Source organism: Aromatoleum toluolicum, from assembly GCF_012911005.2.
In the GTDB taxonomy this organism is placed as follows: Bacteria; Pseudomonadota; Gammaproteobacteria; order Burkholderiales; family Rhodocyclaceae; genus Aromatoleum; species Aromatoleum toluolicum.
This window is the reverse complement of record NZ_WTVS01000002.1, coordinates 96,886-112,837: the sequence shown is the minus strand read 5'-3', so window position 1 is coordinate 112,837 and position 15,952 is coordinate 96,886. Positions and strand designations below refer to the sequence as shown.

Annotated in this window: 15 protein-coding genes; 4 read left to right on the top strand and 11 right to left on the bottom strand. The window is 69.0% G+C overall.

Annotated elements, in window-relative coordinates:
* Positions 1–7 precede the first annotated feature (7 nt).
* The 10 genes from GPA27_RS01655 to GPA27_RS01610 all read right to left on the bottom strand — a co-directional run bounded on the left by GPA27_RS01655 (position 8) and on the right by GPA27_RS01610 (position 7,839).
* Positions 8–460 (bottom strand): CBS domain-containing protein, encoded by a 453-nt coding sequence (locus GPA27_RS01655; protein ID WP_169137152.1) that lies wholly within the window; start codon positions 458–460, stop codon positions 8–10.
* A 133-nt stretch (positions 461–593) separates the two neighbouring features.
* Positions 594–1,421 (bottom strand): pantoate--beta-alanine ligase, encoded by an 828-nt coding sequence (panC, locus tag GPA27_RS01650; protein WP_169137150.1) that lies wholly within the window; start codon positions 1,419–1,421, stop codon positions 594–596.
* A gap of 29 nt (positions 1,422–1,450) precedes the next feature.
* Positions 1,451–2,266, bottom strand: coding sequence for a 3-methyl-2-oxobutanoate hydroxymethyltransferase (panB, locus tag GPA27_RS01645; protein WP_169137148.1), 816 nt, complete (start codon positions 2,264–2,266; stop codon positions 1,451–1,453).
* Between the two features lie 79 nt (positions 2,267–2,345).
* A complete protein-coding gene (locus GPA27_RS01640; protein ID WP_169137146.1) occupies positions 2,346–2,987 on the bottom strand; it encodes a deoxynucleoside kinase in 642 nt (213 codons plus the stop codon).
* Between the two features lie 15 nt (positions 2,988–3,002).
* A complete protein-coding gene (locus GPA27_RS01635; protein WP_169137144.1) occupies positions 3,003–3,365 on the bottom strand; it encodes a DMT family protein in 363 nt (120 codons plus the stop codon).
* Positions 3,366–3,389: 24 nt separating this feature from the next.
* Positions 3,390–3,902: a 2-amino-4-hydroxy-6-hydroxymethyldihydropteridine diphosphokinase gene (gene folK / locus GPA27_RS01630; protein ID WP_169137142.1), complete on the bottom strand. Its 513-nt coding sequence runs from the start codon at positions 3,900–3,902 to the stop codon at positions 3,390–3,392.
* Positions 3,899–5,263 (bottom strand): polynucleotide adenylyltransferase PcnB, encoded by a 1,365-nt coding sequence (pcnB, locus tag GPA27_RS01625; protein ID WP_169137140.1) that lies wholly within the window; start codon positions 5,261–5,263, stop codon positions 3,899–3,901. Before pcnB ends, folK begins: the two co-directional genes overlap by 4 nt.
* A gap of 87 nt (positions 5,264–5,350) precedes the next feature.
* Positions 5,351–6,013, bottom strand: a complete 663-nt coding sequence (locus tag GPA27_RS01620; RefSeq protein WP_169137137.1) for a histidinol-phosphatase — start codon at positions 6,011–6,013, stop codon at positions 5,351–5,353.
* 33 nt (positions 6,014–6,046) lie between these two features.
* Positions 6,047–6,751: a DnaA regulatory inactivator Hda gene (gene hda / locus GPA27_RS01615; protein WP_169137135.1), complete on the bottom strand. Its 705-nt coding sequence runs from the start codon at positions 6,749–6,751 to the stop codon at positions 6,047–6,049.
* A complete protein-coding gene (locus GPA27_RS01610; protein ID WP_169137133.1) occupies positions 6,748–7,839 on the bottom strand; it encodes an AI-2E family transporter in 1,092 nt (363 codons plus the stop codon). Before GPA27_RS01610 ends, hda begins: the two co-directional genes overlap by 4 nt.
* Positions 7,840–7,978: 139 nt before the next feature.
* On the opposite strand from GPA27_RS01610, the gene purM reads away from it, so the two are divergent.
* The 4 genes from purM to GPA27_RS01590 all read left to right on the top strand — a co-directional run bounded on the left by purM (position 7,979) and on the right by GPA27_RS01590 (position 14,741).
* Positions 7,979–9,025: a phosphoribosylformylglycinamidine cyclo-ligase gene (purM, locus tag GPA27_RS01605; RefSeq protein WP_169137131.1), complete on the top strand. Its 1,047-nt coding sequence runs from the start codon at positions 7,979–7,981 to the stop codon at positions 9,023–9,025.
* 148 nt (positions 9,026–9,173) lie between these two features.
* Positions 9,174–10,316: an efflux RND transporter periplasmic adaptor subunit gene (locus GPA27_RS01600; protein ID WP_169137129.1), complete on the top strand. Its 1,143-nt coding sequence runs from the start codon at positions 9,174–9,176 to the stop codon at positions 10,314–10,316.
* A gap of 10 nt (positions 10,317–10,326) precedes the next feature.
* The gene (locus tag GPA27_RS01595; RefSeq protein ID WP_169137127.1) at positions 10,327–13,401 is read left to right on the top strand and encodes an efflux RND transporter permease subunit; all 3,075 of its coding nucleotides are present in this window, start codon (positions 10,327–10,329) and stop codon (positions 13,399–13,401) included.
* 11 nt (positions 13,402–13,412) lie between these two features.
* Positions 13,413–14,741, top strand: a complete 1,329-nt coding sequence (locus GPA27_RS01590) for a hypothetical protein (RefSeq protein WP_169137125.1) — start codon at positions 13,413–13,415, stop codon at positions 14,739–14,741.
* A 112-nt stretch (positions 14,742–14,853) separates the two neighbouring features.
* On the opposite strand, the gene miaA is transcribed toward GPA27_RS01590, so the two are convergent.
* Positions 14,854–15,801: a tRNA (adenosine(37)-N6)-dimethylallyltransferase MiaA gene (gene miaA / locus GPA27_RS01585; protein ID WP_169137123.1), complete on the bottom strand. Its 948-nt coding sequence runs from the start codon at positions 15,799–15,801 to the stop codon at positions 14,854–14,856.
* Between the last annotated feature and the right edge of the window lie 151 nt (positions 15,802–15,952).

Sequence of the window (15,952 nt, the reverse complement as noted above, 5' to 3'; positions counted from 1 at the left end):
CCGATGTTCAGGTGGTGAGTTCGCCGGCGATGTAGTTCGACAGGTGGTTGATCGTCTTTTCCTGCAGGTCGATGATGGACTTGACGACGTCGCCGATGGTGACGATGCCGACGATGTGCCCTTGCTCGACCACCGGCAGGTGACGGAAGCGGTTCTCCGTCATGATGTTCATCACCGAGTCGATGGCCATCGACGGGGTGATCGTGCACACGTTGGGCGTCATCACGTCGCCCACGGTGGCTTCGCGAGAATTGAGACCCTTGAGGACGAGTTTCCGCGCGTAGTCGCGTTCGGTGAAGATGCCCACGAGGCGCTCGTTCTCGAGCACCAGCACCGAGCCGATGTCGTGTTTGGCCATCATCGCCAGGGCGTCGAGGACGCTCACGGCGGGCGTCACCGAGTGCGTCGTCGAGCCCTTCTGTTCAAGAATCTGTCGCACTGTCACAGTTGTCGCAAGCATCGTGTCCCTCCGTTCGTGTTAGGCATTCACGCGGCTCTCCGCTTGTTCGGGAGCATGCTGGCATAGCTTGAAACGAACCGGGCGCGGATGCAAGTGCGCAATGCCCGGCGGGGCCGTCCGGGCCCCGCGCGCGTCAGATTTCCAGGTTGTCGATGAGGCGGGTGCGACCGAGCTTGGCCGCAGCGAGCACGACGAGGGGGTCGTCGGCGTGCATGGGGGGCTGGAGGTCGGCGCGGCGGCGCACGGCGATGTAGTCGGGCTTCCAGCCGTGTGCGGCGAGCTCGGCGACGGATTCGGTCTCGAGCTTGAGGAAATCGTGATCGCCGCGGCGCACCGCCTCGCAGACGCGCACGAGCTGGCGATAGAGGCGCGGGGCCTCGGCCCGTTCCTCGGGCGAGAGGTAGCCGTTGCGCGAGGACAGCGCGAGACCGTCGTCGGCGCGCACGGTCTCGCCCGGCAGCACTTCGATGGGGATCGCGAGCTGACGCACCATGTTGCGCAGGACCATCAGCTGCTGGTAGTCCTTCTTGCCGAACAGCGCGACGTCGGGTTGCACAATGTTGAGGAGCTTCAGCACGACGGTGGCGACACCGCGGAAATGGCCGGCGCGGAACTCGCCCTCGAGGATGCTGATCTGCGCCGGCGCCGGATCGACGTGGTAATGCTGCGGCTCGGGGTACATCACCTTCTCGTCCGGGGCGAACACGTGCGCGACGCCCGCGGCCTCCAGCCGCTCGCAGTCGGCTGCGAGCGTGCGCGGATAGCTGTTGAAGTCCTCGCTCGGGCCGAACTGCAGACGGTTGACGAAGATGCTGGCGATGACGCTGTCGGCCTTCTCGGCCGCCTGGCGCACGAGGTCGATGTGGCCGGCGTGGAGGTTGCCCATCGTCGGAACGAAGGCGACCTTGCCGGCGGTCCTGCGCGCGGCGCGCAGGCTGTCGATGGAGGTGTGGATCTGCATGGTGTGTTCCCTGCGGGTGGAGCGGGCGGTCAGTAGCAGTGTTCGGCGGCGGGGAAGCTGCCGTCCTTGACCGCGCGGACGTAGTTGGCGACGGCTTCCTCGATGCTGGCGGCGCCGGGCATGAAATTCTTGACGAAGCGCGCCTTGCGGCCGGGATAGACGCCGATCATGTCGTGCAGCACCAGGACCTGGCCGTCGCAGGAGGCGCCGGCACCGATGCCTATCGTCGCCATCGAAGCGAGGCTGGCGGTGACTTCGCCGGCGAGGCCGGCAGGCACCATCTCCATCACCATCAGCGCAGCGCCGGCCTGCTCCAGCGCGAGGGCATCCGCCTTGAGTTGCGCCGCACCGGCTTCGCTGCGGCCCTGCACGCGGTAGCCGCCGAGCTGGTTCACGGACTGCGGCGTGAGGCCGATGTGCGCGCATACCGGGACGCCGCGCTCGACGAGGAAGCGCACGGTCTCGGCCATGAAGGCGCCGCCTTCGAGCTTGACCATGTGGGCGCCGGCCGCCATCAGGCGTGCGGCGTTGCGCAGGGCTTGCTCGGGGCTTTCCTGATAGCTGCCGAAGGACATGTCCGCGACGATGAAGAGGCGGGTGTTGGCGCGGGCGACGCATTCGGTGTGGTAGACCATCTGGTCCAGCGTCACCGGCAGGGTCGATTTCTGGCCCTGCACGACGTTGCCGAGGGAATCCCCGACCAGCGCGACGTCCACGCCGGCGCGCTCGAGCAGCGCGGCAAAGCTCGCGTCGTAACAGGTGAGCATGGCAATCTTGCGCCCTTCGGTGCGCATCTTGGCAAGCTCGGACAGGGTGACGGGTTTTTCGTCCTGGAGGTAGCTCATCGGGGTTCCTCGGGAGAGGCGCGTTTATTCTTGAATGCCGCGCAGGTACAAGCCGTTTCGTGGTCCGCCGGGCGCTCGCTCAGGCGGCGTAACCGAAGAATTCGCGATAGCTGCGCATGTTGCGCAGGCGATCGAGGAGGAGTTCGAAGTCGTCATCGTGGTCGATCGGGTTGAGGACTTCGGCATCGACGATGAACAGCGGCGCGGCATCGTACTGGTAGAAGAAGCGCGCGTAACGCTCGGCGACGCGTTCGAGATATTGCTCGGTGATGCGCCGCTCGGTGTCGAGGCCGCGCCGGCGGACGCGTTCGACCAGCGTTTCGGGCTTGGCCTGCAGATAAATGATGAGGTCCGGCTTGGGTGGCGAAACGGGTTTCATCGCGTCGAATACGCGCTGGTAGAGCGCGAGTTCGTCGGGCGCGAGGTTCAGCGCGGCGAACAGCGGATCCTTGTCCAGCACGAAGTCGGATACCACGCGCTGCTGCTGTTCCATTGCCTCGGCGACGATGCCGAGCTGGTCGAAGCGCTGGAACAGGAAGTGCAGCTGGGTGGACATCGCCCAGCGCTCGGCGTCCTGGTAGAAACGGCCGAGGAAGGGGTTCAGTTCCGGTTGCTCGAACAGCGCCCGCGCGTCGAGGCGTTCCGCAAGCCGCCGGGCGAGCGAGGTCTTGCCCGCGCCGATGGGGCCTTCGACCACGATGTAGCGTGCCTTGTCCAACATGCAGGAACGTCGCCTCTAGTTTCTGAAAATGAAATATACCGCACCAAGCATACACAGGGCGGCCCAAAGATAGTCAAGCTTGATCGGCTGCTTCATGTACAGCACGACGAAGGGCACGAAAACGAGCAGGGTGATCACTTCCTGCATGATCTTGAGCTGGGCGAGGCTCAGCTCGGTCGCGCCGATGCGGTTGGCCGGCACCTGCAGCAGGTATTCGAACAGCGCGATGCCCCAGCTGACGATGGCGGCGACGAACCAGGCCTTGGACTGCATGTTCTTGAGATGGCCGTACCACGCGAAGGTCATGAAGACGTTCGATGCGGTGAGCAGCATCGCGGTCTGCACCCAGGCGGGCAGGGTCTGCATCCAGGCGGTCATGGGAAATTCGGCGGTGCGGACGGATCAGGGAAGGCGCTCGATGCGCTGGTCGCGCACGGCGTCGAGCAGGTCCGCCACGCGGCCGCGGCCTGGGATGTCGGCGTCGGGGGCGATCTCCGCGAGCGGGGCCAGCACGAAGGCGCGCTGGTGCATGCGCGGGTGCGGGACCTCGAGGCCGGGCAGGGCGATGGTCGCGTCGCCGTAGAGGAGCAGGTCGAGGTCCAGCGTGCGTGGGGCGAGTTCGGTCTCGCGCCGGCGCCCGTGCGAGCTTTCGAGGTCGAGCAGCGCCTTGAGCAGGTCCGGCGCGGCCAACGCGGTGTCGATCGCGGCGACGGCGTTGAGGTAGTCGGGATGGCCGGTGACGCCGACCGGCGCGGTGCGGTAGAGGCTGGAGCGCCCGACGAGGCGTGTGGCGGGCAGGGCGTCGAGCGCGGCGAAGGCGCTGTCGAGTGCCGCAGCGGCGTCTCCCAGGTTGGCGCCGAGGGCGACGAACGCGCGCACCGGGCCGGGGCCCGGTGGCGGGCGGTGCTCAGTCATGATGCGTCGCTGCTTGCCGTGGCCTCGGCTGCGGCCGCGGCGGGCTTGCGGCGGCGACGGCGGCGCTTGCGCTCGGTGGCCTCGCCGGCGGTCGGCGTCTCCGCGAGGAGCGCTTCGCGTGCGTCGTGGCCGGCGTGGGCGAAGCGGTCCCACCAGTCGGGCAGTGCGGCGTCGAGCTCGCCGGACTGGGCGCGCAGGCGCAGGAAGTCCCACGCGGCGCGGTAGCGCGGCTGTTCGATGAGGCGGTACGGTGCCTTGCCGCTGCACTTCTCGAAGCGCGGCTGCAGGGCCCAGATTTCCTTGATGTCGCCGACGATGCGCTTGGTGATCGCGAGCTTGCCGGCCTGCCTGTCGAGCACTTCGTCCATCGCGGCGAAGAGCGCGGGCTGGGTGTGTTCGCCGTTCGCCTTGCGTGCTTCCCAGTTGGCGAGCACTTCGTGCCAGAGCAGGGTCGCGAACAGGAAGCCGGGGGATACGGGCTTGTCGGCGCGCACGCGATCGTCGGTGTTTTCCAGCGACAGCCACACGAAGCGCTCGCCCAGCGGCTGTTCGAGGATCACGTCGAGGAGCGGCAGCAGGCCGTGGTGCAGGCCTTCCTCGCGCAGCTGTTTCAGGCACTTGACCGCGTAGCCGGAGAACAGCAGTTTGAGCATCTCGTCGAAGAGGCGCGCCGCGGGGACGTTCTCGAGGAGTTCGGCCATCTCGCGGATGGGGTTGCGCGCGGCCGGGTCGAGCGTGAGGCCGAGCTTGGCGCCGAGGCGCACGCCGCGCAGCATGCGCACCGGGTCCTCGCGGTAGCGTGCGCGCGGATCACCGATGATGCGCAGCGTCTTCTGCTTGAGGTCGGCGACACCGTGGTGGTAGTCGAGGATCTGTTCGGTGGTCGGGTCGTAGTACAGCGCGTTGACGGTGAAGTCGCGGCGCGTGGCGTCCTCGGCCTGCGAACCGTACACGTTGTCGCGCAGCACGCGGCCGTGCTCGTCGGTGTCGGCGTCCTCGGCGGTCTGGCTGGCGCGGAAGGTCGACACTTCGATCGTTTCCGGGCCGCTCATGACGTGCACGATCTTGAAGCGCCGGCCGATGATGCGCGAGCGGCGGAACAGCGCGCGCACCTCCTCGGGCGTGGCGCTCGTGGCGACGTCGTAGTCCTTGGGCGGATGGCCGACCAGCAGGTCGCGCACGGCGCCGCCGACAACGAAGGCCTTGTGGCCGCTTTCCTGCAGCACGGTGCACACCTTGCGGGCGGCGGGCGAGATCTGTTCGCGACGGATGCCGTGCTGGGTGACGGGGACCAGCGCAGGTTCGGTGTTGATGGGCGAGGCGGCGCGGCGGAAGACCTTGCGCAGCAGCTTGCGGATCATTGGATGGAAGGGGGGGCGGTCAACATAAGCCGTGAATCATAACCGATGCGGCGTCCGCCCGCAGCCACGGCGGCGGGCGAGGTGCGTTCAGCGTAGCGAGATGACCGGCCAGCCGGCGTTCTGTGCATGGATGCGCAGGGTGTCGTCGGGGTCGACGGCGACGGGGTCGGTGACGCGTGACATGAGCGGCAGGTCGTTGTGCGAGTCGCTGTAGAACCATGAACGGGCGAAGCTGCCGGCATAGAGGCCGAGCGATTCGAGCCAGGTGTCGACGCGTTCGATCTTGCCGGCCTTGAAGGCGGGCATGCCGCGCGGCTTGCCGGTGAAGGCGCCGTTTTCCTGCGCGGGGATGGTCGCGACGAGGTGCGGGATGCCGAATTCGCGCACGATGGGGCCGGTGACGAAGCTGTTGGTGGCGGTGACGACGGCGACCAGCGCGCCGCTGTCGAGGTGCTGGCGCACCAGCGCGCGCGCCTTGTCGGTGATCATCGGGGCGATGGAGGCGGCCATGAACTCGCGGTGCCAGGCGTCGAGCTGGTCGCGCGGATGGCGCGCGAGCGGGGCGAGCTGGAAGTCGAGGAACTCGAAGATGTCGAGCGTGCCGGCCTTGTACTGCTCGTAGAACCGGATGTTCTTCGCTTCCTGCACCTCGCGGTCGAGGACGCCCTTGGCGATGAGGAACTGGGCCCAGGCGAAGTCGGAGTCGCCATTGAGCAGGGTGTTGTCGAGGTCGAAGAGGACGAGATCCACGGGTGTTTCCTTGGGGGTGGGCGTGCGGCCGGCTCAGATGTCGAGGCCGGCCTGCATCATTTCGCGCAGCAACGGCAGCGTGACCGCGCGCTTGCGCTCGAGGGAGGCGTTGTCGAGGGCGTCGAGCACCGCGAGCAGGCTGGGGAGGTCGCGACGGCCGTGTCGCATCAGGAAGTCGATCACTTCGTCGGCGAGGCGCAGGCCGCGGCGCGCGGCCAGCGTTGCGAGGATGGCCGCGCGCGATTCGTCGTCGAGCGGGCGCACCTCGTAGATCAGGCATTGGCCGATGCGGGTGCGCAGGTCCTCGCGCAGCGCGAGCTGGCGCGGTGCTTCCTTGCCCGCGAGGAGCAGCGTCTGGCCGAGGCTGCGCGAGCGGTTGAAGGCGTTGAAGAGGGCGATCTGGGCGTCGTCGCCGAGGCGGTCGACGTCGTCGATGGCGAGGAGCAGGTCTTGCGTCTGCGGCAGTTCGCGGCCGACCTCGGCGGCGGCGATGCAGGCCGTCGGCCGACCGGTCGCGGCGGCGAGGGTGCCGCGCAGCAGGTGGCTGCGGCCGCTGCCCCCCGGGCCCCACAGGTAGACGTGGCCGGGCAGGGGGGCGCCTGTGGTGGCAACCGAGGGGGCAGCCGAGGGCGCGGCGATGGCGCCCAGCGTGGCGACGAGTTCTTCGTTGCCGCCGACGACGAAGTTGTCGAGGGTGGGCGGCGCGTCGGGGCGGATGTCGAGGACGAGCTGTTTCATTGCGGTGGGCCGTCGGCGGGGGTGTCGCCGAGATAGAGGCGGCTCGCGAGCCAGGCCGTGCGCACTTCGCGCAGGCCGACGAGGATCGCGGCGCTGGCGGGCAGGGCGACGAGGATGCCGACGAAGCCGAAGAGCTGGCCGAAGGCCATCAGCGCGAAGATGACGGCGAGCGGGTGCAGGCCGATGCGCTCGCCGACGAGGTAGGGGGTGAGCACGAAGCTTTCGATGAGCTGGCCGAGGCCGAAGACTATTGCGACGCCGATCAGCGGCGACCAGCCTTCGGCTTGCAGCAGGGCGGCGAGGATCGCGAGCAGCAGGCCGCCGCCGAAGCCGACGTAGGGGATGAAGACGAGCAGGCCGGTGATGACGCCGACGGGCAGCGCGAACTTGAGGCCGGCGATCCACAGGCCGATGCTGTAGTAGACGGCCAGCAGCAGCATCACCGAGAGCTGGCCGCGCAGGAATTCCGAGAGCACGCGGTCGATGTCGTTGATGATGCGCATCGTGCGTTCGAGCATCGGGCGCGGGATCACGGTCTGCAGGCTGTCGAGGATGCGCGGCCATTCCTGCAGCAGGTAGAACATCACGACCGGCACGAGGAAGACGCTGGCGGCGGCGCCCAGCAGCGCGAGGCCGCCCTGGCGCAGCTGGCCGAGGATCACGGGGATGAGGTCCTGCGCGCTGTCCCAGTGTTCGGCGATCCAGGTGCGCACGAGGGCGGCGTCGAGCTGGAAGTCGACGTCGAAGCGCGCCTGCAGCACCGGGGCGACGCGGGCATTGAGGAGTTCGATGAGATCGGGCAGGCGGCGGATCAGCGCGATCGCCTCGCGCCAGATCATCGGCGCGAGGATCAGGAACAGCAGCACGAGCAGCAGGCCGGCGCCGAGGATCACGAGCAGCACGGCGGCCGGGCGCGGGATGCGGCGCGCGACCATCCAGTTGACCGCCGGATCGCAGATGTAGGCGAAGACGGCAGCGATCGCGAAGGGCGCGAGGATGGGCGACAGGGCGTAGAACAGCGCCCCCAGCGCCAGGGCGACGCCGGCCCAGGCGGCGGTTTGCAGACGGTCGGCGCGGGATGGGTTCATTTCGAGTAAAATCGAGCACTTGGCGCGGCCGCAGGGCGGCTGCGAAACCCGTAAATGTAGCCACTTGGCGTTGCGGTCTCAAGTTCGGCCGTCAGCCGGGCCGGCCCCAACGCGCATTCCGCAAGCCTGAGGAACGATCTTGAGCTCCGCAAAACCTTCGCTTTCCTACCGTGATGCCGGTGTCGATATCGATGCCGGCGACGCCCTCGTCGACCGCATCAAGCCGCTCGCAAAACGCACCATGCGCCCCGAGGTGCTGGGCGGCATCGGCGGCTTCGGCGCGCTGTTCGAGCTGTCGAAGAAGTACCGCGAGCCGGTGCTGGTGTCCGGCACCGACGGTGTCGGCACGAAGCTGAAGCTCGCGTTCCAGCTCAACAAGCACGACACGGTGGGCCAGGATCTGGTCGCGATGAGCGTGAACGACATCCTCGTGCAGGGCGCCGAGCCGCTGTTCTTCCTCGACTACTTCGCCTGCGGCAAGCTGGATGTGGATACCGCGGCAGCGGTCGTGGGCGGCATCGCGCGTGGCTGCGAGCTGTCGGGTTGCGCGCTGATCGGCGGCGAGACCGCGGAGATGCCGGGCATGTACCCGGACGGCGAGTACGATCTCGCCGGCTTCGCGGTCGGTGCGGTGGAGAAGTCCGAGATCATCGACGGCTCGCGCATCGTGCCGGGTGACGTGGTGCTGGGGCTGGCGTCGAGCGGCGCGCATTCGAACGGTTATTCGCTGATCCGCAAGATCATCGAGCGTGCGAACCCGGATCTGGATGCTGACTTCCACGGCCGCCCGTTCCGCGACGTGGTGCTGGAGCCGACCCGGCTGTACGTGAAGTCGATGCTGGGCCTGATGCGCGCGATCCCGGGCGTCGTGAAGGGCATGGCGCACATCACCGGCGGCGGCCTGCTGGAGAACGTGCCGCGCATCCTCGCCGACAACCTGACCGCGCGCCTCGACGCGTCGTCGTGGATGCTGCCGCCGCTGTTCCAGTGGCTGAAGCAGGAAGGCAATGTCGCCGACCAGGAGATGTACCGCGTGTTCAACTGCGGCGTCGGCATGGTCGTGATCGTGTCGGCCGAGCAGGCCGACGCGGCCGTCGCGAATCTCGAGGCAGCGGGCGAGACGGTGTATCGCCTCGGCCGCATCGAGGCGCGCGCGGAAGGCGTGGCGCAGACGACGGTCGCCTGAGTCTTTCCGGGGCCGCGCGCGATGCGGGGCCCGGCCGTCCGTGCAACTTTGTTGCCGGGCGGGTTGTCAGCAGGATGCAGGGAGCGCACCGAAGAGGGTGCGCTCGTTTTTTTTCCGGATCCCGTTCCAGTTTGAGTGCTCGCCGAAAATGCCCGCCCGTCGCCGCCTGATTGCCGCCGTCAGCCTTGCCGGACTCGCCGCCCTTGCGGGCTATGCGTACTACGCGAACCGCAGTGTCGGCACGGTGCAGCCGGCGGGCGGCGTGAGGCCGGCGGCGGGCGCCAATGCGGCGGCGCAGGGGCCTGCCGAGGTCGAAACGGTGACGGTGCTGGCCGAGGCGATGGCGGACGATGTGACGGCGGTGGGAACGCTGCGCTCGAACGAGTCCGTCGTCCTGCGCCCGGAGGTTGCGGGGCGCATCGCTGCGATCCGCTTCAGTGAGGGCGGCCCCGTCCGTCGCGGCGATGTGCTGGTCGACTTCGATGCCGCCGTGCAGCGGGCCGAGGTGCAGCAGGCGAAGGCGAACCTCGCGCTGGCGCAGGCCAATTTCGGCCGCACCGAAGATCTCTTCAACCGCAAATTCCTGAGCCAGAGCGCGCGCGACGAGGCGGCGTCGCGGCTGGAGGTGGCGCGCGCGAACATGGCGCTCGCCGAGGCGCGGCTGGACAAGATGCGTATCCGCGCGCCCTTCGCCGGCATCGTCGGCATCCGCAACGTGAGCGTCGGCGACTACGTCAAGGAAGGCGAGGAGCTCGTCAATCTGGAGGACATCGCGACGCTGAAGGTGGATTTCCGGCTTCCCGAGACCTACCTCGCGCAGATCCGGCCGGGACAGAAGCTGGAACTCGCGTCCGATGCCGTCGCGGGTCGGCAGTTCGCGGCGGTGGTGAGCGCGATCGATCCGCTCGTCGACGAGCAGGGGCGGGCGGTGGTGATGCGCGCGACGCTGCAGAACGAGGGGCTGCGCCTGCGACCGGGGATGTTCGCGCGCGTGCGGCTGATCCTCGAGGAGCGCGCCAACGTCGCGGTGGTTCCCGAGGAGGCGCTGGTGGCGGCGCCGGGCGACGTGCAGTTCGTGTATCGCGTGGTCGACGGCAAGGCGCAGCGTGTCGAGGTGAAGACCGGGGCGCGGCGCGGCGCCCGCGTGGAGATCGTCAAGGGGGTGCAGGCGGGCGATGTCGTCGTTACCGCCGGGCAACTGAAGCTGCGCGACGGTGCGGCCGTGCGGATCGTGGGTGCGGGCGCGGCGCAGATCGCCCCCGCAGCCGGATCGGCAAAACCGGCAAGCTGAGGGGCGGGCGATGGTCCTGTCTGAAATCTGCATCAAGCGCCCGGTGTTTGCGACGGTGCTGTCGCTGCTGGTGCTGCTGATCGGCCTGATGTCGTATTCGCGCCTGACCGTGCGCGAGTACCCGAACATCGACGAACCGGTCGTGACCGTGGACACGACCTATACGGGTGCGAGCGCGGAGATCGTCGAGTCGCAGGTGACCAAGCCGCTGGAGGATTCGCTCGCGGGCATCGAGGGCGTCGATGTGCTGCAGTCGATCAGCCGCCAGGAGCGCAGCCAGATCACGGTGCGCTTCCGCATCGAGCGCAGCGCCGACAGCGCCGCCGCGGACGTGCGCGACCGCGTGTCGCGCGTGCGCCGGCGGCTGCCGGACGACGTCGAGGAGCCGGTGATCTCGAAGGTCGAGGCGGATGCCAACCCCATCATCTGGATCGCATTCTCGTCGGACCGCCACTCGTCGCTGGAACTCTCCGATTTCGCCAGCCGCGTGGTGAAGCCGCGCCTGCAGACGCTGTCGGGGGCGGCGGACGCGCGTATGTTCGGCGAGCGCCGTTATTCGATGCGCATCTGGCTGGACCGCGACCGGCTGGCGGCCTTCCGCCTGACGCCGCAGGACGTCGAGGACGCGATCCGGCGGCAGAACGTGGAGCTGCCGGCGGGGCGCATCGAGAGCCGCGAGCGCGAATTCGCGGTGGTGGCGCAGACCGATCTCGCCACGCCGCAGGAGTTCGAGACCATCGTCGTGCGCCAGCCGCAGGCGGCCGGCGGCTACGCCGTGCGCATTCGCGACGTCGGCCGCGTTGAGGTGGCGGCGCAGAACGAGCGCACGCTGGTGCGCTTCATGGGCAAGCCGGCGGTGTCGATCGGGCTGATCAAGCAGTCGGTGGCGAATCCGCTGGATCTCAAGCGCGGCCTCGTGGAGATGCTGCCGGTGCTGGAGGCGGAGCTGCCCGAAGGCATGCGCATGAACATCGCCAACGACACGACGGTGTTCATCGACCGCTCGATCGCATCGGTGTTCAGCACGATCTGGGAAGCGGTGCTGCTGGTCGCGGTGATCTGCTTCTTCTTCCTGCGCAACTGGCGCGCGATGCTGATTCCTCTGGTGACGATCCCGGTGTCGCTGGTGGGGGCGTTCGCGCTGATGCTCGTGTTCGGCTTCTCGATCAACACGCTGACGCTGCTCGCGCTGGTGCTGGCGATCGGCCTCGTCGTCGATGACGCGATCGTCGTGCTGGAGAACATCTACCGTCACGTCGAGGAGGGCATGGAACCGCTGCAGGCGGCCTTCCGCGGCGCGCGCGAGATCGGCTTCGCGGTGGTGGCGATGACGATCACGCTGGCGGCGGTGTATGCGCCGGTCGCGTTCATGACCGGGCGCACGGGTAAGCTGTTCACCGAGTTCGCGCTGACCCTCGCGGGGGCCGTGATCGTGTCGGGCTTCGTCGCGCTGACGCTGTCGCCGATGATGTGCTCGAAGCTCCTGCGCCACGAGAAGAAGCACGGGCGCGTGTATAACGCCATCGAGGATTTCCTCGGCTGGCTGACGGCGGGGTATCGGCGCGCGCTCGGGATCGCGCTGAACCGGCGCTGGCTCGTGATGCTCGCCTTCGCGCTGGTCGCGGGCACGTCGCTGGTGCTGCTGAAGGCGCTGAAGACCGAGCTCGCCCCGGTCGAGGATCGCGGGCGCGTCGTGGGCATCTTCTCCGGCCCGGAAGGGGCGACGATCGACTTCATGGCGCGCTACGCGACGCAACTGGAGGCGATCTACGCGCAAACCGCCGAGGTCGACCGCTATCTCGTGATCTCGGGCAATCCGACGGTGTCGCAGGGCATCTCGTTCGCCGGTTTCACGGACTGGAAGGAGCGCCAGCGCAATTCGAGCGCCATTGCCGCAGAGATGCGACCGAAGCTCGTGGCGATTCCCGGCCTGCAGGCCTTCCCGGTCCTGCCGGCGTCCTTCGGCCAGAGTCCGCGCACGCGGCCGATCAGCTTCGTCATCACGACCTCGGCGTCGTACGACGAGCTGGCCCGCTACACCGACCTGATCCTCGACGAGATGCGCAAGCAGCCGGGCTTCGTGTCGCCGGATACCGACCTGAAGCTGACCAAGCCGGAACTGGCGGTCGACGTCGATCGCGAAAAGGCGGCCGATCTCGGCATCCCCGTCGATGTGATCGGGCGCACGCTGGAGACGATGCTGGGCGGGCGGCAGGTGACGCGCTACAAGCAGGATGCGGAGCAGTACGACGTGATCGTGCAGGTGGCGGCGCCGAGCCGGGCGGTCGCACGCGACATCCGCGAGATCTACGTGCGCGCCAGGAACGGCGAGATGGTGCCGCTGGCGAACCTCGTCACGGTGCACGACCGCGTCAGCCCGCGCGAACTGAATCACTTCGGCCAGCGGCGCTCGGTGACGATCTCGGCGAACCTCGCGCCCGAGTTCGCGATGGGCGAGGCGCTGGCGTGGCTCGACGCAACCGCCGCGCGCGTGCTGCCGGCGGGCTACGCGGTCGATTACGACGGCCAGTCGCGCGAATTCAGGACCAGCTCGGCGAGCCTCGCGCTGACCTTCGTGCTCGCGCTGGCCTTCATCTACCTCGTGCTGGCGGCGCAGTTCGAGAGCTTCCGCGACCCCTTCATCATCATGCTGACGGTGCCGCTATCGATGACCGGGGCGCTGGCGGCGCTGTACTTCGCCGGGGGCACGCTCAACGTGTATAGCCAGATCGGGCTGGTGACGCTGGTCGGCCTGATCACGAAGCACGGCATCCTGATCGTGGAGTTCGCGAACCAGTTGCGCGACCAGGGGGCGGCCCTGCGCGACGCGGTCGTCGAGGCGTCGGTGCTGCGCCTGCGTCCCATCCTGATGACCACCGGCGCGATGGTGCTGGGCTCGATCCCGCTCGCGCTCGCAACCGGCGCCGGGGCGGAGAGCCGCCAGCAGATCGGCTGGGTGATCGTCGGCGGGCTGCTGCTGGGGACCTTCTTCACGCTGTTCGTGGTGCCGACCGTCTATACCCTGCTCGCCCGGCGCGAACGCAACCGGCTCGCGGTCGAGGACGGCGCACCCGCTTCGGCCTGATCGTCCGCGACGTGTCCGACGCGCATCTCCACACGCTTTCCCGCCCGCGCACGGTCGTCGCCGCCTGGCTGATGGCGGGGCTCGTGCTGCTGTCCTTGGCGCACGGCGCGCGCACGGGCCTGCCGGCGTGGCCGGCGGGGCTCGCCGCGTGGGGGGCGGGCGTCGCGCTGTGGCCGCGGCTCGACGGCAAGCAACGACGCTTCGCGCTGATCCTGTGCGGACTGGGCGGGCTGGCCCTGCTCGCGGCGGTGTGGCGCGGCGCCGCGCCGGCATGGGGTGCGCTGCTGACGCAGAACACCGCCTTGCTCGGGATGCTGGCCGCGGTCAGCTTCCTGCAGCTGGTGGGATTCGGCAGGGACGGCGACCGGCCCCTGCCGCGCGGGCGGCGCGCGCTGTGGCAAACGCTCGCGGGCGTGCATGTGCTCGGCGCGGTCATCAACATGTCCGTCGTGTTCATCATCGCCGAGCGCATCGCCCAGGGCGGGCGCCTGAGTGCGGCGCAGGCGGCGCTGCTCGCGCGCGGCTTCCTCCTCGCGGCGCTGTGGTCGCCGTTCTTCGGCGCGATGGCGGTGGCCCTGACCTACGCGCCGGGCGCGCGCCTGGAAGATCTCGTGCTGGCCGGCCTGCCCCTCGCGGCGATGCTGCTGTGGCTCATCACGCGGACCCTTCCGGTGGCGGCGGACGGGGACGAGCGCGACTTCGTCGGCTTCCCGATGCGCGCGTCCTCGCTGTGGCTGCCGCTGGTGCTGACGGCGATGGTGTCGGCGGGGCTCGTCTGGCTGCCCGGTTGGTCGTCGCTGGCGGTGATCAGCGGCTCGGCGCTCGCGATCAGCATCGTGTCGGTGTTCGTGAGGAGCGGGCCGGTCGATGGCGTCGAACGCCTGTCCGCCCACGCGCTGCGCCGCCTGCCCGCGATGTCGGGCGAGCTGATGCTGTTCCTCGCCGCGGGCGTGTTCGCGACCGGCTTGCAGGCGCTGATGCAGGGCGACTCGGGCTGGACGCCGTTTGACCGCTTCGGTCCGGTGGAGGCGGCGCTGGTGCTGGGCGCGATGGTGGCGCTCGCGGCGATCGGCGTGCATACGGTGATCACGATCGTGATCGCGGCGACCTGGCTCGCGCCGCTGTCGCCCGACCCGATGCTGCTCGCGCAGATCTTCCTGATGGCGTGGAGCATCGGCCTCGCGCTGAATCCGATGGCGGGCGTGCATCTGTCGCTGCAGGGACGCTTCGGGCTGTCGGCGCTGGGGCTGGCGCGGGGAAATCTGCGCTATTGCCTGGCGAGCTACGTACTGGCGTCGCTGTGGCTGATCGCCGTGGGGGCGTGGCGCGGGCTGCTTTGAGCATGCCGGTCGTAGAGGGCCTCCGCGGATACCGGCAAACGCAGGTCGGGTAGCGCCATACGCCGTTTCGGCGGGATACGCTGCGCTGCTCCCGCCCTACGACAGCGCAGTGCTATGCGCTTGCGAGCAGGCGCTGCACGGTTGTCGTGACCGCATCGGCCAGGTCCGGGCGCAGGCAGTCGAGTTCGACCAGTTCCGGCCAGGTCTCGCGGAACTGGCGTTGCCAGGTGAGCTGGCGCTTCGCGAGCTGGCGCGTCGCGGCGATGCCCTTGAAGCGCATCGTGGCGTAGTCGTCCGTGCCGTCGAGGTATTCCCACGCCTGGCGGTAACCCACGCAGCGCATCGAGGGCATCGACAGAGCGAGCCGGTAGCGTTCGCGCAGGCGGCGCACCTCGTCGATGAGTCCGGCGGCGAGCATCGCGTCGAAGCGCTGCTCGATGCGCGCGTGCAGCACCGCGCGCTCGGAGGGCGCGAGCGCGATCGGCAGCAGGCGGAAGGGGGGTGGCGCCATCTCGCGCTTTGCGTAGCTGTCGGCGAGCGGTCGTCCCGTGAGGCGGACGATCTCGAGCGCGCGCTGGATGCGCTGGGAGTCGGTCGGTTCGAGCCGCGCGGCGGCTTCAGGGTCGAGGTGCGCGAGTTCCGCGTGCAGCGCGGGCCAGCCGTGTTTCGCCGCCGTCGCGTCGATCTCCGCACGCAGGGTGGCGTCGGCGGCGGGGAGGTCGGACAGCCCGTCGCGCAGCGCCTTGAAGTACAGCATCGTGCCGCCCGCGAGCAGCGGGATGCGGCCGCGCGCGGTGATCTCGTCCATCAGGCGCAGCGCGTCGGCGCGGAACTGCGCGGCTGAATAGCTTTCTTCCGGACTGACGACGTCGATCAGGTGATGCGGGCAGGCCGCCCGTTCCTCTGGTGTCGGCTTGGCCGTGCCGATGTCCATGTCGCGATAGACGAGGGCCGAATCGACGCTGACGATCTCGACCGGAAGCATGCGTGCGAGCGCGAGCGCCGATGCGGTCTTGCCGCTGGCGGTGGGGCCGAGGAGGAGCAGGGCGGGCGGATGCATCGGTCGGGGGGCTCGTGAATTCAGGCCGCGATTGTAGCGACAAGCCCGTCGCCCCCGATATGTCCGCAACGCGGGCGAGCCAGCGGATGCGCGCCGCCAGTCCGCGGGGCGCGGGACACGAACCGGTCGGGGGCCGGCCGTATCCCGCGCT

Bases quoted from the DNA above. Each gene is read 5' to 3' on its own strand.
- GPA27_RS01600 (WP_169137129.1), top strand. From the start codon at position 9,174: ATGCCCGCCCGTCGCCGCCTGATTGCCGCCGTCAGCCTTGCCGGACTC.
- folK (WP_169137142.1), bottom strand. From the start codon at position 3,902: ATGACTGAGCACCGCCCGCCACCGGGCCCCGGCCCGGTGCGCGCGTTC.
- GPA27_RS01595 (WP_169137127.1), top strand. From the start codon at position 10,327: ATGGTCCTGTCTGAAATCTGCATCAAGCGCCCGGTGTTTGCGACGGTG.
- panB (WP_169137148.1), bottom strand. From the start codon at position 2,266: ATGAGCTACCTCCAGGACGAAAAACCCGTCACCCTGTCCGAGCTTGCC.
- GPA27_RS01610 (WP_169137133.1), bottom strand. From the start codon at position 7,839: ATGAACCCATCCCGCGCCGACCGTCTGCAAACCGCCGCCTGGGCCGGC.
- GPA27_RS01655 (WP_169137152.1), bottom strand. From the start codon at position 460: ATGCTTGCGACAACTGTGACAGTGCGACAGATTCTTGAACAGAAGGGC.
- GPA27_RS01635 (WP_169137144.1), bottom strand. From the start codon at position 3,365: ATGACCGCCTGGATGCAGACCCTGCCCGCCTGGGTGCAGACCGCGATG.
- GPA27_RS01640 (WP_169137146.1), bottom strand. From the start codon at position 2,987: ATGTTGGACAAGGCACGCTACATCGTGGTCGAAGGCCCCATCGGCGCG.
- pcnB (WP_169137140.1), bottom strand. From the start codon at position 5,263: ATGATCCGCAAGCTGCTGCGCAAGGTCTTCCGCCGCGCCGCCTCGCCC.
- miaA (WP_169137123.1), bottom strand. From the start codon at position 15,801: ATGCATCCGCCCGCCCTGCTCCTCCTCGGCCCCACCGCCAGCGGCAAG.
- hda (WP_169137135.1), bottom strand. From the start codon at position 6,751: ATGAAACAGCTCGTCCTCGACATCCGCCCCGACGCGCCGCCCACCCTC.
- panC (WP_169137150.1), bottom strand. From the start codon at position 1,421: ATGCAGATCCACACCTCCATCGACAGCCTGCGCGCCGCGCGCAGGACC.